The organism is Bacillus sp. FSL W8-0223, from assembly GCF_038006805.1.
Classification (GTDB): Bacteria; Bacillota; Bacilli; order Bacillales; family DSM-4216; genus Bacillus_O; species Bacillus_O smithii.
In genome coordinates, this window is sequence record NZ_JBBOVX010000001.1 from 2,857,858 (window position 1) to 2,873,964 (window position 16,107).

Sequence of the window (16,107 nt, forward strand, 5' to 3'; positions counted from 1 at the left end):
TGCTGAAAAGGCGCCCGCCGAACATTTGATTTATTCAAAACAAAGGTTCCATTGACGAAAAGTCTGATTCGTCTCGATTTTCATATTTTCCAATCTTCCATATCTCTTTGGCATATTCTTGAACGGTCCTGTCACTGGAAAAATATCCTGACTGCGCGATATTTTGAACCATCATTCGCAACCAACGCTCTTGTTCTTTTTCATAGAGATATCCTGCTTTTTCTTGAATCGCCACATAAGGAGAAAAATCTTTTAACACAAAATACTGATCATTTCCTTCAAGCAAAGAATCATAAATCACTTCGAACTGTTCGGAATCAGGCAATAGACCATCAACCAGCCGATCTACCGCCCGCCTGATACGCTTGTCATGATGGTAATATTCACGGGAATAATAGCCGCCTTCTTTTTCAAATTTCATCACTTCTTCCGATGTCAAACCAAAAATCAAAATGGATTCCGAACCAACTCGCTCCAACATCTCAATATTAGCCCCATCCATCGTCCCGACTGTAATGGCCCCGTTCATCATAAATTTCATATTTCCAGTGCCTGAAGCTTCTTTGCTGGCTGTAGAAATTTGTTCACTTATATCGGCTGCAGGAATGATTTCTTCTGCAAGCGAAACGCGGTAATTTTCAAGAAATATCACTTTGATGAACCGATTGACAATAGGATCGTTATTCACGATTTCAGCTAAAGAATGGATCAGCTTAATAATTCGTTTCGCATAATAGTAACCCGGAGATGCTTTCGCGCCAAAAATAAAAGTTCGCGGATAAATAGAAAAAGTGGAATCTTCTCGGATGCGGTTATACAAATAAAGAATATGAAGAATATTCAGCAGCTGTCTTTTATAGGCATGAAGACGTTTCACTTGGACATCAAAAATAGAATGGGTGTCGACTTTGATCCCATTTTGTTTCCAAATTCTTTCAGCCAATATTTCTTTACGGGCCGCTTTTACTTTCTTCAATTGTTCTAAAAACAGCCAATCGTCCTCATATTGTTTCAATAAGCTTAATTTTTCCGGTTCTCTGATCCAGCTGTTTCCAATCGATTCCGTTATTAAGTGGGATAACTCGGGATTCGCTTTTAACAGCCATGTCCGATGAGTCACTCCATTCGTTTTATTGTTAAACTTTTCCGGCTGGAATTCATAAAACCGTTTCATTTCCCTTTTTTTCAAAATTTCTGTGTGAAGTTTGGCCACTCCATTTACACTATAGCTTCCGGAAATCGCCAAATGAGCCATTCGGACTTCCCCGTACGAAATAATGGCCATCTTCTCAATCCGTTCCCAATCTCCCGGATATTTTTCCCAAAGCTGTTGGCAAAAACGTTCATTTATTTCTTGAACAATCATATAAATTCGCGGCAGCAGCGGCTGAAAAAGACGGACAGGCCAACGTTCAAGAGCTTCTGACAACGTAGTATGATTCGTATAACAAAAAGTATGGGACGTAATATGCCATGCTTCATCCCATCCTAATCCTAGTTTGTCCATTAAAATCCTCATCAGTTCAGGAATCGCCAAAGCAGGATGGGTATCGTTAATATGTATGGCCGTATAGCGATGAAAATCCCGAATCTGTTTATGCTGGGAAAGATAATTTTTTACAATCGATTGAATGCTCGCCGAAACGAGAAAGTATTGCTGCTTCAAACGCAATATTTTTCCTTCATCATGAGCATCATCGGGATAAAGAAATTCTGAAATCGCCTCTGTATCTTTCTTATACTTCATCACATCTTTATTAGGCATATATCGAGACGGTTCAGCGCTCCACAGCCTTAAAGTATTTACGGTTTTTCGTTTATAGCCAATAACGGGAATATCGTATGGTACAGCTGATACATATTCAGCATCCAATTGATGGAATGTCAACCTTCCATTATCATTCTCCGTTTCTACTCTTCCCCAAAAGGGAACTTCCATCGTTAAATCGGCTTTTCTCACTTCCCAGACATGCCCATGCTTCAACCATTGCTCCGGCAGTTCAACTTGATAGCCATTGACCATTTTTTGTTCAAAAAGGCCGTATTTATAGCGAATACCAAGCCCATGTCCAGGTAAATCAAGCGTTGCAAGCGAATCAAGAAAGCAGGCGGCCAGCCTCCCAAGACCGCCGTTCCCCAGAGCTGCATCCATTTCTATTTCTTCCAACTCGGAAAGTTGAATCCCCAGCTCTGAAAGTCCCTCTTTTACGAGGTCATAAATCCCGGCATTTAATAAATTTTGTCCAAGAAGCTTTCCAAGAAGAAATTCAATGGACAAATAGTACACCTGTTTTTGACGATGAGAACGATAATGTTCATTCGTTCGAATCCAATTCAGGCTAATATACTCCCGCACCATGTTTCCCAATGTTTGAAATTGATCCGAAGGTGTTGTTTCCGCAAAACTTTTTCCAGACGTTCTTTCAACTCGGTTTAAAAATGCTTCCTTAAACTCTGCTTTAGTAGAAAACATGGCTTTCCCTCCCAGCTAGCAAATCGGCATACATTTCATTATATTGATAAGCTGAATGAGACCAACTGTTATCAGCAGCCAACGCCCGCTTAATCAGTTCATGACGAATGTCAGGCTGACGATAAAAAGACAGTGCTCTCCGAATGGTATACAGCATATCATGTGCATTGAAATTTCGAAACGAAAACCCGTTCCCTTCTTTCGTGATTTCATTATAAGATTGAACCGTATCGTTGAGCCCGCCTGTTTCCCTTACTATTGGAAGAGTACCGTATTTCATTGCGATCATTTGCCCTAATCCGCACGGTTCAAATTTCGACGGCATTAAAAATAGGTCCGCCCCCGCATAAATCCGATGGGCCATTTCCTCGTTAAATTCCAAAATGGCTTTAACTTTTTTTGGATAAAGGTTTTCCATTTCGGCAAAAAATCGTTCGAATTCTGCTTCTCCCGTACCCAGTACAATCAATTGAACATTCTCTTGCATGATCTCATGAAATACACATTTGACCAGATCCAGCCCTTTCTGTTTTGTCAACCTCGAAATAATCGCTATAACAGGAATATGTTCCTCCACGTTTAAATGAAGCTGTTCCTGAAGGCGCTTTTTATTTTCTTTTTTTCCACTTAGATCTTCTTCCGAATAAGGTTCGATATACGGGTCATGACGAGGATCATATATCGATTCATCTATTCCATTCAGTATGCCCGTTATCTGTTCTTTTCGACTATTTAATACTCCGTGAAGCTTCTCGCCGAAATAAGGGGTTAGAATTTCCTCGCGATAAGTCGGACTAACCGTTGTGATCCAATCAGCAGATACAAGCCCCGCTTTCAGGAAATTAATATTGCCGAAAAATTCGGTTAATGAAGGGTGATAATGCTCCTCTTTCAACCCGAGCAAATCAGTGAGCACGGTTTTAGGGAAAATTCCTTGGAATTGAAGATTATGAATGGTCATGACGGTTCGGATCAATTCATATCCGTGTCGATGTTGATGCTCCATCCGTAACATAAACGGAATCATTCCGGCATGCCAATCATGACAATGAAGAATTTCTGGATAAAAATTCAAAGCGGCCAAACTGTCCAAAACCGCTCTTGTAAAAAAAGAAAATCGTTCCCCGTCATCGAAATAGCCATACAGGCCCTCTCTTTTAAAATAATATTCATTATCGATAAAATAATAAATCACTCCATCGTATTCTAACCGTTCCACTCCGCAATATTGATTTCTCCATCCGACCGAAACCGTCAATTCCGCCTCTTTTGTCATTTGCGATTTCCAACGACCCTCTATATTGCCGTATTTGGGAAGAATGACGCGAACATCATTGCCGAACCTTTTCAATTCTTTTGGCAATGATCCCGCCACATCTGCCAATCCTCCTGACTTGATAAAAGGCACACATTCCGATACAACGAATAATATTTTCAAGACTTCATCAACTCTCCTTGTTTTGCGCCTTTTGGCAAGACAATCGGGAACCCATTCCGAGCTTCCAAAGATACACCGTTCTTAATTTGGCCATTTTTATCGACAATGACTCCATTCAAATGACAATCCTTGCCGATTTGGGATTTTTGCATAATAATGCTGTTCTTTATGACCGAACCTTTTTCTATTTTGACGCCGCGAAAAATCACACTATTCTCGACCGTTCCCTCAATGACACAGCCATTAGCAATAATCGAATTTTTGACAATAGCCGATTTCGTATATTTTGTCGGCGGCTCATCTTTCACTTTTGTAAAGATCGGCTGGCCGTCCTTAAACAATGCTGACCAATTGTCTCGTTCCAACACATCCATGCTCGCTTGATAGTATGAAGCAATCGAAGTAATTTTTTTCACAAATCCTTCATATTCGTACAGGCATATTGTCAAACGACTATTTTGATCTTCCACCACATCCTGCATGCATCGATATCCTGTTATTTTCCTTGTTTGTATCAATTGAACTAACAAAGACTTCTTCACAAGGTAAATATCCATAGATTGTCCATGGTGGGAAATCATCATAATATCACAATTTTCATTTATAAATCGATTTAAGATCGGTTCAAAGTTCATGTTAAAAACCGTAAAGCAATTGCTGATTAATGCATATTGTTGCTGGCTTCGGTCAAAATAATCCATGTGATGGGCAAAATGACTAAACGATCCAATCCCCTCTTCCATAACTTCTAAACCTGGTGATGGAAAGAAAAAGAGCCCATCTCTTTTACGGTTTAAATCCCATTCCTTTCCCGATCCTAAATGATCCATTAAGGAACGGAACTGAAATCGCGGAAAAATGGCCACACTCTCGATTCCCGAATTCACCATATTGGAAAGAATAAAATCGATCAAGCGATAGCGCCCCGCGAACGGAACGGCTGCTAAACAACGATGGGTTAGCAGTTCCTCCATAGAATCAAAATAAGTGGTTGCATCAATGACACCAAGCAAAGAAGCTTTCAATCGATCCCCTCCCTATTTATTATTCTCTATTTTCATTTTCAATTTTAAGCAATCCATTGCTGTAGATTATCTTGTGTAATCAATGGAATTTCCATGAAATCATAACCGCGGATTTCCGTATGTTCCGGCAAATCACAAGTAACAATGGCCCGTTCAATCGTGCAATATTTTCCTATCTTCGTGTTGGGCAAAATGACAGAATCTTTTATATAGGACTCTTCGTCGACGACTACTCCTTGGAATAAAACCGAATGATGAATATATCCATCCACGACGCACCCTTCATTCACTAATGAGTCCTGTATAACGGCATGTTCGCCAATCGATTGCGGAGGCTGGTTTGGATTTACAGAGTAAATTCTCCATGATTGATCAAAAATGTTTAATCCACATTCTTCTTCCAGCAAATCCATGTTCGCTTCCCATAAACTTTGAACCGTACCAACATCTTTCCAATACCCCGAAAATGGATAGGCGTAAAGACGTCTCCGCTTGCGTAAAAGAGTCGGAATAATATCTTTTCCAAAATCATGGCTTGATAAAGGATCTTGATTATCTTTTTCTAAACAATCTTGCAACAAATCCCAATTAAAAATATAAATTCCCATAGATGCCAAATTGCTTTTTGGAATCTTAGGTTTTTCTTCGAATTCGGTTATTTCCATTTTTTCATTTGTATTCATAATTCCAAACCGGCTTGCTTCTTTCAATGGCACTTCGATTACGGAGATCGTCGCCTCTGCACCCTTTTCAATATGAAACTCGAGCATTTTGCAGTAATCCATTTTATAAATATGGTCTCCTGACAAAATCAATACATATTCCGGATCATATTGCCGCAAATAATTAAGATTTTGATAAACGGCACTAGCTGTTCCCGAATACCATTTCATCGTCGATGATTCGCTGTACGGGGGCAAAACCGTCACTCCTCCGTTTTTGCGGTCAAGATCCCAGGCGCTTCCGATGCCGATATAAGAGTTTAAGACTAACGGCTGATATTGGGTAAGCACCCCCACCGTATTAATTCCCGAGTTCGAGCAATTGCTCAAAGTAAAATCAATGATCCGATACTTTCCGCCGAACGGAACGGCCGGTTTTGCCAGTTGTTTGGTCAACGCGGACAGCCTGGTCCCCTGACCTCCCGCTAGCACTAGAGCAACACATTTTTCTTTTGCCATCGATTGATTCCTTCCTTTCAAGCGTTTCCGGTTTTAAATAAAGAACTGCAAAAGGTGGTATGATTAATTCTATGTACGCGGGTTTGCCATGATACATCCCTTTTTTCGCCGATAATGGCCTATGATTCACCCTTCCTGAGCCGCCAAACTCCTCACTATCGCTGTTCAAAATCTCTTTATAGGTTCCCAAAAAGGGCACTCCTACCTTATATTTCTCGTACACAAACTCTCTGAAATTGCAAATCACGATAAGTAGATTCCCATCTTTGTCTTTCCGTATAAATGAAAAGATGCTTTGGCTGTAATTATGAACATCAATCCATTCAAATCCTTCAGAGGAATGATCTAGTTGAAAAAGAGGAGTCTCTTTTTTATATAAGGAGAGCAGTGTTTTCGAGAAATGTTGGAATTTCGCATGAAGCTCATATTGACTCAAATGCCAATCTAACTGTTCCCGATCTTTCCATTCGGAAAATGGGGCCAGCTCAGTGCCCATAAACAACAGTTTTTTCCCAGGATGAGCCGCCATATACCCTATTAACAGGCGAAGCTGGGCAAACTTTTGCCAATAGTCTCCGGGCATTTTATCCAACAGTGATTTCTTGCCGTGTACAACTTCATCATGGGAGAAAGGCAAAATGAAATTTTCAGAAAAAGCGTAAATCAAAGAAAAACTAATAAGAGAATGATAATGAGAACGTTCCTCAAATCCTAATTCCATGTAGGTAAGAACATCATTCATCCATCCCATATTCCATTTGTAATTAAATCCAAGACCACCGCAATAAACAGGAGAAGTAACAAGAGGAAAGTCCGTAGAATCTTCTGCAATCATCAGCGTATTTTCATCATACTGAAAGACCGATTCATTCAGCTTTTTCAAAAATTCAACTCCAAAAGAATTCAACTGATTTTCATGGCGGTTTGGCCAATAGAGAAGGTTCGCAACGGCATCGATCCTAAAACCATCTATATGATAAATATCTAGCCAAAATAACGCATTGGAAATTAAAAAACTGTGAACTTCCTTTTTAGCTAAGTCGAAATTAGCTGTTCCCCATACATAATTTTCCCGATCCCATTCATGTTCGTATTCATATAAAAAACTCCCGTCAAATTTTGACAGACCATGAGCGTCCTTGCAAAAATGACCTGGGACCCAATCTAAAATAACCCCTAAACCGTGTTGATGGCAGCAATCTACAAAATACATAAAATCATGCGGGGTTCCGTATCGGCTTGTCACGGCGTAGTAGCCCGTTGTTTGATATCCCCAAGATAGATCAAATGGATGCTCGGTTATCGGCATTATTTCAATATGAGTAAATCCTTGTTCTTTTACATACGGAATTAAAGTTTCCGCTAATTCCTTGTAAGAATAAAAATCACCGTTTTCTTTCTTTCGCCACGTTCCAAGGTGAACCTCATATATGAACATGGGCTCGTCATATAATCTCTTTTTTTCTTTTTCCAACAGCCATGATTCATCATGCCACTTATAGTCGTTCAACGAATAAATAATCCCTGCGGTTCTCGGACGCTTTTCCGTATAAAAAGCATATGGATCGGTTTTCAAAAAACGTTCTCCGTCCCGGGTCGTTATTTCATATTTATATAGCTCTCCTTCCAAATTTCCGTTCACTGACAGGAACCATATACCATCCGGACCGGTACGCTCCAAACGGTATCCCTCACCATTCCATCCATTAAAAGTACCCATCAGCCTTACTTCCACTGCATTTGGGGCCCAAATACAAAATTCTGTCGTTTCCTTACCATGGCGTTTTCGGATGTGTGCACCAAAAAGACCGTAACAATGAAAATGTTTTCCTTCATGAAATAAATAATGATCCATATCCGTAGGGGCAGATGCAGACATAAAAGTATCCCCTCCTCCAATTAGTGTCATGATTAAATTCTGCTGTTAGAGAGAGAACTCCTTTTATAACTTTTCACTGTTTTCTGACAAAATCCAAACCATTTCACCACGGGAAAATGTTGTCTAGCATGTAAGGGCTTCTAATGATACAGGCGTCAAAGAGGGAAAGACTTCATTTTAACAGTACATCTTATAGTCTTTATATCTTCCATATGGGAGCATTTATGTGCTTAACAGATATATGGAGGTTCAAACTCATATGAACATAAAAAAACCGCAGTGGCTTTAACACTGCGGCTAAAAACGAATAGGAGATAAGACAAAAAAATCGGCAGCATGCTGCCGATTTTTCAGAGTGACCCGTACGGGATTCGAACCCGTGTTACCGCCGTGAAAGGGCGGTGTCTTAACCACTTGACCAACGGGCCATATTCATATAAATGGTGGAGAAGGCGGGATTCGAACCCGCGCGCCGCATATTTGCGACCTAACGGTTTAGCAAACCGTCCTCTTCAGCCACTTGAGTACTTCTCCTTATACAAAAATGACTCCGCAGGTAGGATTCGAACCTACGACCGATCGGTTAACAGCCGATTGCTCTACCACTGAGCTACTGCGGAACAAAATGGGCCTGAATGGACTTGAACCATCGACCTCACGCTTATCAGGCGTGCGCTCTAACCAGCTGAGCTACAGGCCCATGCTGAACGAATTGGAGCGGGTGATGGGAATCGAACCCACGACATCAGCTTGGAAGGCTGAGGTTTTACCACTAAACTACACCCGCGAACACTGCAATGGGGCGACTAGTGGGAATCGAACCCACGAATGTCGGAGCCACAATCCGATGCGTTAACCACTTCGCCATAGCCGCCATAGACATTACATGAGAATCAATGGGCAAAAATGGTGGCTCGGGACGGAATCGAACCGCCGACACAAGGATTTTCAGTCCTTTGCTCTACCGACTGAGCTACCGAGCCAAAATATTTAAATTCTAAGAAGGAAAAGCAATTGCGGGGGCAGGATTTGAACCTGCGACCTTCGGGTTATGAGCCCGACGAGCTACCGGACTGCTCCACCCCGCGACGATAATCATCATTCAGAATGGCGGAGGAGGAGGGATTCGAACCCCCGCGCGGTTTAACCCGCCTGTCGGTTTTCAAGACCGATCCCTTCAGCCAGACTTGGGTACTCCTCCACGAATGAATGGTGGACCTTGTAGGACTCGAACCTACGACCGGACGGTTATGAGCCGTCTGCTCTAACCAGCTGAGCTAAAGGTCCTTTAAATGGCGGTGGAGGGGATCGAACCCCCGACCTCACGGGTATGAACCGTACGCTCTAGCCAGCTGAGCTACACCGCCATATGTCATATAAACTTGTAATTGGTGGAGCCTAGCGGGATCGAACCGCTGACCTCCTGCGTGCAAAGCAGGCGCTCTCCCAGCTGAGCTAAGGCCCCATTACTTTTATTTCAATCGGGAAGACAGGATTCGAACCTGCGACCCCATGGTCCCAAACCATGTGCTCTACCAAGCTGAGCTACTTCCCGTATGGCGCGCCCAAGAGGAGTCGAACCCCTAACCTTCTGATCCGTAGTCAGACGCTCTATCCAATTGAGCTATGGGCGCAAACGAGTGCCGAGGGCCGGACTCGAACCGGCACGGTGGTCACCCACCGCAGGATTTTAAGTCCTGTGCGTCTGCCAATTCCGCCACCCCGGCATGATAATGGAGCGGAAGACGGGACTCGAACCCGCGACCCCCACCTTGGCAAGGTGGTGTTCTACCACTGAACTACTTCCGCATTTACATGTGCGGGTGAAGGGACTCGAACCCCCACGCCTTGCGGCGCCAGACCCTGATTCTGGTGCGTCTGCCAATTCCGCCACACCCGCATAAAGTGAGCCATGGAGGATTCGAACCTCCGACCCTCTGATTAAAAGTCAGATGCTCTACCGACTGAGCTAATGGCTCATAACAAATTTGAATGGTCAATTGCTGTATTTAGGAATCTGGATCATCTGATTGGGTGGTAAACCCGACACGTTTCTCAAAGATAATATGTTTATTATTTTCCGATTGATCTAGCGATCCAAATCAAAATGGTGCCGGCTGTAGGACTTGAACCCACAACCTACTGATTACAAGTCAGTTGCTCTACCAATTGAGCTAAGCCGGCTCGTTATGTATGGTGGAGGTTGACGGGATCGAACCGCCGACCCCTTGCTTGTAAGGCAAGTGCTCTCCCAGCTGAGCTAAACCTCCATCATCGCCTGGCAGCGTCCTACTCTCGCAAGGGGAATCCCCTCACTACCATCGGCGCTGAAGAGCTTAACTTCCGTGTTCGGTATGGGAACGGGTGTGACCTCTTCGCCATCGCCACCAGACTAGTTACTCTAGTTTGTCGTAAGACAAATATTATTATAACAAATTATTTTTAATTTTCAAGAATAAATTTTTCTTCTTTAACGATTCTTTATGTAGTAAAACCTTTATATGTACTCCTTTACAACTAGATAAAAGAAGCAGTTTCACCGATTTCGCGCTTTCTTTTGGTTAAGTCCTCGATCGATTAGTATCCGTCAGCTCCACGTGTCACCACGCTTCCACCTCGGACCTATCTACCTGATCATCTTTCAGGGATCTTACTTTCCGAAGAAATGGGAAATCTCATCTTGAGGGGGGCTTCATGCTTAGATGCTTTCAGCACTTATCCCTTCCGCACATAGCTACCCAGCGATGCCTCTGGCGAGACAACTGGTACACCAGCGGTGCGTCCATCCCGGTCCTCTCGTACTAAGGACAGCTCCTCTCAAATTTCCTGCGCCCGCGACGGATAGGGACCGAACTGTCTCACGACGTTCTGAACCCAGCTCGCGTACCGCTTTAATGGGCGAACAGCCCAACCCTTGGGACCGACTACAGCCCCAGGATGCGATGAGCCGACATCGAGGTGCCAAACCTCCCCGTCGATGTGGACTCTTGGGGGAGATAAGCCTGTTATCCCCGGGGTAGCTTTTATCCGTTGAGCGATGGCCCTTCCATACGGAACCACCGGATCACTAAGCCCGACTTTCGTCCCTGCTCGACTTGTAGGTCTCGCAGTCAAGCTCCCTTCTGCCTTTGCACTCTGCGAATGATTTCCAACCATTCTGAGGGAACCTTTGGGCGCCTCCGTTACCTTTTAGGAGGCGACCGCCCCAGTCAAACTGCCCACCTGACACTGTCTCCCACCCCGATCAGGGGTGCGGGTTAGAATTTCAGTACAGCCAGGGTAGTATCCCACCGGCGCCTCCACCGAAGCTGGCGCTCCGGTTTCCAAGGCTCCTACCTATCCTGTACAAGCTGTACCAAAATTCAATATCAGGCTGCAGTAAAGCTCCACGGGGTCTTTCCGTCCTGTCGCGGGTAACCTGCATCTTCACAGGTACTATAATTTCACCGAGTCTCTCGTTGAGACAGTGCCCAGATCGTTACGCCTTTCGTGCGGGTCAGAACTTACCTGACAAGGAATTTCGCTACCTTAGGACCGTTATAGTTACGGCCGCCGTTTACTGGGGCTTCGGTTCGCACCTTCAAGCAAAGCTTTAAGCGCTCCCCTTAACCTTCCAGCACCGGGCAGGCGTCAGCCCCTATACTTCGCCTTACGGCTTCGCAGAGACCTGTGTTTTTGCTAAACAGTCGCCTGGGCCTATTCACTGCGGCTTCTCGGGGCTATGCACCCCAAAAAGCACCCCTTCTCCCGAAGTTACGGGGTCATTTTGCCGAGTTCCTTAACGAGAGTTCTCTCGCACACCTTAGGATTCTCTCCTCGCCTACCTGTGTCGGTTTGCGGTACGGGCACCTTTTTCCTCGCTAGAGGCTTTTCTTGGCAGTGTGGAATCAGGAACTTCGGTACTATATTTCCCTCGCCGTCACAGCTTGAGGTTAGTGACAACGGGATTTGCCTCGCTGCCCCTCTCACTGCTTGGACGCACATCCAACAGTGCGCTTACCCTATCCTCCTGCGTCCCCCCATCGCTCAAACGGAAAAGAGGTGGTACAGGAATATCAACCTGTTGTCCATCGCCTACGCCTGTCGGCCTCGGCTTAGGTCCCGACTAACCCTGAGAGGACGAGCCTTCCTCAGGAAACCTTAGGCATTCGGTGGAAGGGATTCTCACCCTTCTTTCGCTACTCATACCGGCATTCTCACTTCTAAGCGCTCCACCAGTCCTTCCGGTCTGGCTTCTCTGCCCTTAGAACGCTCTCCTACCGCGGACACCCGAAGGTGTCCACCCGCAGCTTCGGTGATACGTTTAGCCCCGGTACATTTTCGGCGCAGAATCACTCGACCAGTGAGCTATTACGCACTCTTTAAATGGTGGCTGCTTCTAAGCCAACATCCTGGTTGTCTAAGCAATTCCACATCCTTTTCCACTTAACGTATACTTTGGGACCTTAGCTGGCGGTCTGGGCTGTTTCCCTTTTGACCACGGATCTTATCACTCGCAGTCTGACTCCCAAGGATAAGTCGCTGGCATTCGGAGTTTGTCTGAATTCGGTAACCCGATGAGGGCCCCTAGTCCAAACAGTGCTCTACCTCCAAGACTCTTTCCTTGAGGCTAGCCCTAAAGCTATTTCGGAGAGAACCAGCTATCTCCAAGTTCGATTGGAATTTCACCCCTACCCACACCTCATCCCCGCACTTTTCAACGTGCGTGGGTTCGGGCCTCCAGTAAGTGTTACCTCACCTTCACCCTGGACATGGGTAGATCACCTGGTTTCGGGTCTGCGACCCCATACTCATGCGCCCTGTTCAGACTCGCTTTCGCTACGGCTCCGTCTTTTCGACTTAACCTCGCATAAGATCGCAACTCGCCGGTTCATTCTACAAAAGGCACGCCATCACCCGTAAACGGGCTCTGACTACTTGTAGGCACACGGTTTCAGGTTCTCTTTCACTCCCCTCCCGGGGTGCTTTTCACCTTTCCCTCACGGTACTGGTTCACTATCGGTCACTAGGGAGTATTTAGCCTTGGGAGATGGTCCTCCCAGCTTCCGACGGGATTCCTCGTGTCCCGCCGTACTCAGGATCCACCAGGGAGGGAACGAAGTTTCGACTACAGGGTTGTTACCTTCTCTGACGGGCCTTTCCAGACCTCTTCGTCTACCTCGTTCCTTTGTGACTCCACGATTGGTGTCCTACAACCCCAGAAGGCAAGCCTTCTGGTTTGGGCTGTTCCCGTTTCGCTCGCCGCTACTCAGGGAATCGCTGTTGCTTTCTCTTCCTCCGGGTACTTAGATGTTTCAGTTCCCCGGGTTGCCTTCCTTACCCTATGGATTCAGGCAAGGATGCTGCCCCATTACGGGCAGCGGGTTTCCCCATTCGGAAATCTCCGGATCAACGCTTACGTACAGCTCCCCGGAGCTTTTCGGAGTTAGTCCCGTCCTTCATCGGCTCCTAGTGCCAAGGCATCCACCGTGCGCCCTTTCTAACTTAACCATGTTGGTTTTATCCTAGATGGCGATACTCGGTTTATGCTGCTTCTTTTTTCTATCTAGTTTTCAAGGAACAACTTGGAAGGATGAAATCCTTCAAAACTGAACAAAACGAAAGCGTACAATTGATATCTGTCCAGCTCCGGCTCCTAGGTGCTCGAGGTCACAATCCATCTTGCTGCGGTGGTTGAAATACTACCTCCTCGCAAGCTGTCTTGTGCTTGTCGCACCTGAACAGTCGCCTCTGCTTTTCTTCTTCCTTAGAAAGGAGGTGATCCAGCCGCACCTTCCGATACGGCTACCTTGTTACGACTTCACCCCAATCATCTGCCCCACCTTCGGCGGCTGGCTCCCGTAAGGGTTACCTCACCGACTTCGGGTGTTGCAAACTCTCGTGGTGTGACGGGCGGTGTGTACAAGGCCCGGGAACGTATTCACCGCGGCATGCTGATCCGCGATTACTAGCGATTCCGGCTTCATGCAGGCGAGTTGCAGCCTGCAATCCGAACTGAGAATGGTTTTTTGGGATTGGCTCCACCTCGCGGTTTCGCGACCCTTTGTACCATCCATTGTAGCACGTGTGTAGCCCAGGTCATAAGGGGCATGATGATTTGACGTCATCCCCACCTTCCTCCGGTTTGTCACCGGCAGTCACCTTAGAGTGCCCAACTGAATGCTGGCAACTAAGGTCAAGGGTTGCGCTCGTTGCGGGACTTAACCCAACATCTCACGACACGAGCTGACGACAACCATGCACCACCTGTCACTCCGTCCCCCGAAGGGGAACCCTCTATCTCTAGAGGTAGCGAAGGATGTCAAGACCTGGTAAGGTTCTTCGCGTTGCTTCGAATTAAACCACATGCTCCACCGCTTGTGCGGGCCCCCGTCAATTCCTTTGAGTTTCAGCCTTGCGGCCGTACTCCCCAGGCGGAGTGCTTAATGCGTTAGCTGCAGCACTAAAGGGTGGAAGCCCTCTAACACTTAGCACTCATCGTTTACGGCGTGGACTACCAGGGTATCTAATCCTGTTCGCTCCCCACGCTTTCGCGCCTCAGCGTCAGTTACAGACCAGAGAGCCGCCTTCGCCACTGGTGTTCCTCCACATCTCTACGCATTTCACCGCTACACGTGGAATTCCGCTCTCCTCTTCTGCACTCAAGTCTCCCAGTTTCCAATGACCCTCCACGGTTGAGCCGTGGGCTTTCACATCAGACTTAAGAGACCGCCTGCGCGCGCTTTACGCCCAATAATTCCGGACAACGCTTGCCACCTACGTATTACCGCGGCTGCTGGCACGTAGTTAGCCGTGGCTTTCTGGTCAGGTACCGTCAAGGTACCGCCCTGTTCGAACGGTACTTGTTCTTCCCTGACAACAGAGCTTTACGATCCGAAGACCTTCTTCGCTCACGCGGCGTTGCTCCGTCAGACTTTCGTCCATTGCGGAAGATTCCCTACTGCTGCCTCCCGTAGGAGTCTGGGCCGTGTCTCAGTCCCAGTGTGGCCGATCACCCTCTCAGGTCGGCTACGCATCGTCGCCTTGGTGAGCCGTTACCTCACCAACTAGCTAATGCGCCGCGGGCCCATCTGCAAGCGGCAGCTTGCGCCGCCTTTCAACCTTCCTTCATGCGAAGGAAGATATTATCCGGTATTAGCCCCGGTTTCCCGGAGTTATCCCCGTCTTGCAGGCAGGTTGCCCACGTGTTACTCACCCGTCCGCCGCTAACTTTCAAAAAGCAAGCTTCTTGAAAGTCCGCTCGACTTGCATGTATTAGGCACGCCGCCAGCGTTCGTCCTGAGCCAGGATCAAACTCTCCAAAAAGAAATTTGACTTGGCTTGTTTCGATTGAAACATTGGTTTACGCTTCGTTTTGTTCAGTTTTCAAGGATCTATCAAAAGCGACTTTTCTATTATATCACAAACTCAAATCAACATCAAGTTTTTCATCCGTATCTAACGGACGATTAATAATATATCATGAAAAAAGTCCCTTGGCAACCACTTTTTTAAAAAAATTTTTCTTCATTGTTCTAAAGTCAAAAAAGAATACAATATTGCATTACTTTTTGGCGTTAAATAATTAGGTTAGGCGAATAAATGATGCATTTTAACTTTTAAAATATCCCATATTGCTTTAAAAACAGATAGGTCATTTTCATTTTATCGTAAAAATGTTTTTATTCACTCAGTCCATTTGGTACATAATCTCCTTTTAACTAGACAAAAAATTATCTACATAGGAACAACCATCGTAAAATAGCCGTTCAAAACGAAATGTGTACTCATAATATGATGACTCTCCAAATACGAAAGAACATCTATCAACTGTCTCTACTTTAGGAGGACTGGAAGGCTGTATTGAATAGGAATTTGTGATTTGTAAAATTCCATGTCATAAACGTCAGATTGTAAACATAACTTATCAGAATAATAGTGTTCAAATTAGCCTTTGCCCCTTCTAGGTTATGACGGAAACGGAAAATGAAGCTTTTGAGCAAAAACAGGAAACAATCCTTCCTTCATTTCTAAATCAAAATGCTTGACGCCGATAAGAGCTTCATTTTATTTTATAAAGATACTTACTTAATTTCATAATAAATTAAAATTAAAATTGCTTAAAGAATCCA

At 45.3% G+C, this 16,107-nt stretch carries 5 protein-coding genes, 20 tRNA genes and 3 rRNA genes; all 28 read right to left on the reverse strand.

Going from position 1 to position 16,107, the window contains the following annotated elements; all coding sequences use genetic code 11:
• Positions 1-34: 34 nt before the first annotated feature.
• On the reverse strand, positions 35-2,473 hold the full coding sequence (locus NST81_RS13725; RefSeq protein ID WP_341030088.1) for a glycogen/starch/alpha-glucan phosphorylase: 2,439 nt from the start codon (positions 2,471-2,473) through the stop codon (positions 35-37).
• Positions 2,460-3,911 carry a glycogen synthase GlgA gene (glgA, locus tag NST81_RS13730; protein WP_341030089.1) on the reverse strand — a complete coding sequence of 484 codons (1,452 nt, stop codon included), beginning with the start codon at positions 3,909-3,911 and terminating at the stop codon, positions 2,460-2,462. Before glgA ends, NST81_RS13725 begins: the two co-directional genes overlap by 14 nt.
• A complete protein-coding gene (locus NST81_RS13735) occupies positions 3,908-4,936 on the reverse strand; it encodes a sugar phosphate nucleotidyltransferase (protein ID WP_341030090.1) in 1,029 nt (342 codons plus the stop codon). Before NST81_RS13735 ends, glgA begins: the two co-directional genes overlap by 4 nt.
• 44 nt (positions 4,937-4,980) lie before the next feature.
• Positions 4,981-6,054 (reverse strand): glucose-1-phosphate adenylyltransferase, encoded by a 1,074-nt coding sequence (locus tag NST81_RS13740; RefSeq protein WP_244878008.1) that lies wholly within the window; start codon positions 6,052-6,054, stop codon positions 4,981-4,983.
• Positions 5,996-7,996: a 1,4-alpha-glucan branching enzyme gene (glgB, locus tag NST81_RS13745; protein ID WP_244878009.1), complete on the reverse strand. Its 2,001-nt coding sequence runs from the start codon at positions 7,994-7,996 to the stop codon at positions 5,996-5,998. The genes NST81_RS13740 and glgB overlap by 59 nt, the downstream gene beginning before the upstream one ends.
• A gap of 356 nt (positions 7,997-8,352) precedes the next feature.
• Positions 8,353-8,424, reverse strand: a tRNA-Glu gene (locus tag NST81_RS13750).
• 13 nt (positions 8,425-8,437) lie between these two features.
• Positions 8,438-8,530 (reverse strand) — tRNA-Ser (locus NST81_RS13755).
• 14 nt (positions 8,531-8,544) lie between these two features.
• Positions 8,545-8,616, reverse strand: a tRNA-Asn gene (locus tag NST81_RS13760).
• Positions 8,617-8,622: 6 nt separating this feature from the next.
• Positions 8,623-8,696: transfer RNA gene (locus NST81_RS13765), tRNA-Ile, on the reverse strand.
• A gap of 13 nt (positions 8,697-8,709) precedes the next feature.
• Positions 8,710-8,783: transfer RNA gene (locus NST81_RS13770), tRNA-Gly, on the reverse strand.
• Between the two features lie 11 nt (positions 8,784-8,794).
• A tRNA-His gene (locus tag NST81_RS13775) sits at positions 8,795-8,870 on the reverse strand.
• Positions 8,871-8,903: 33 nt separating this feature from the next.
• Positions 8,904-8,979, reverse strand: a tRNA-Phe gene (locus NST81_RS13780).
• A gap of 31 nt (positions 8,980-9,010) precedes the next feature.
• Positions 9,011-9,084, reverse strand: a tRNA-Met gene (locus NST81_RS13785).
• Between the two features lie 20 nt (positions 9,085-9,104).
• A tRNA-Ser gene (locus tag NST81_RS13790) sits at positions 9,105-9,197 on the reverse strand.
• Positions 9,198-9,206: 9 nt separating this feature from the next.
• Positions 9,207-9,283, reverse strand: a tRNA-Ile gene (locus NST81_RS13795).
• 6 nt (positions 9,284-9,289) lie between these two features.
• A tRNA-Met gene (locus NST81_RS13800) sits at positions 9,290-9,363 on the reverse strand.
• Between the two features lie 22 nt (positions 9,364-9,385).
• Positions 9,386-9,461, reverse strand: a tRNA-Ala gene (locus tag NST81_RS13805).
• 16 nt (positions 9,462-9,477) lie between these two features.
• Positions 9,478-9,551 (reverse strand) — tRNA-Pro (locus tag NST81_RS13810).
• 2 nt (positions 9,552-9,553) lie between these two features.
• Positions 9,554-9,630, reverse strand: a tRNA-Arg gene (locus NST81_RS13815).
• A 7-nt stretch (positions 9,631-9,637) separates the two neighbouring features.
• A tRNA-Leu gene (locus tag NST81_RS13820) sits at positions 9,638-9,723 on the reverse strand.
• Positions 9,724-9,730: 7 nt separating this feature from the next.
• A tRNA-Gly gene (locus tag NST81_RS13825) sits at positions 9,731-9,805 on the reverse strand.
• A gap of 9 nt (positions 9,806-9,814) precedes the next feature.
• Positions 9,815-9,896: transfer RNA gene (locus tag NST81_RS13830), tRNA-Leu, on the reverse strand.
• 6 nt (positions 9,897-9,902) lie between these two features.
• A tRNA-Lys gene (locus NST81_RS13835) sits at positions 9,903-9,975 on the reverse strand.
• 129 nt (positions 9,976-10,104) lie between these two features.
• Positions 10,105-10,180, reverse strand: a tRNA-Thr gene (locus NST81_RS13840).
• Between the two features lie 10 nt (positions 10,181-10,190).
• Positions 10,191-10,266: transfer RNA gene (locus NST81_RS13845), tRNA-Val, on the reverse strand.
• A 6-nt stretch (positions 10,267-10,272) separates the two neighbouring features.
• Positions 10,273-10,388 (reverse strand): 5S ribosomal RNA (gene rrf / locus NST81_RS13850).
• 165 nt (positions 10,389-10,553) lie between these two features.
• Positions 10,554-13,486, reverse strand: a 23S ribosomal RNA gene (locus NST81_RS13855).
• Positions 13,487-13,746: 260 nt separating this feature from the next.
• Positions 13,747-15,301, reverse strand: a 16S ribosomal RNA gene (locus tag NST81_RS13860).
• The 16S, 23S and 5S rRNA genes sit together here with 20 tRNA genes alongside, the layout of an rRNA operon.
• Positions 15,302-16,107 lie beyond the last annotated feature (806 nt).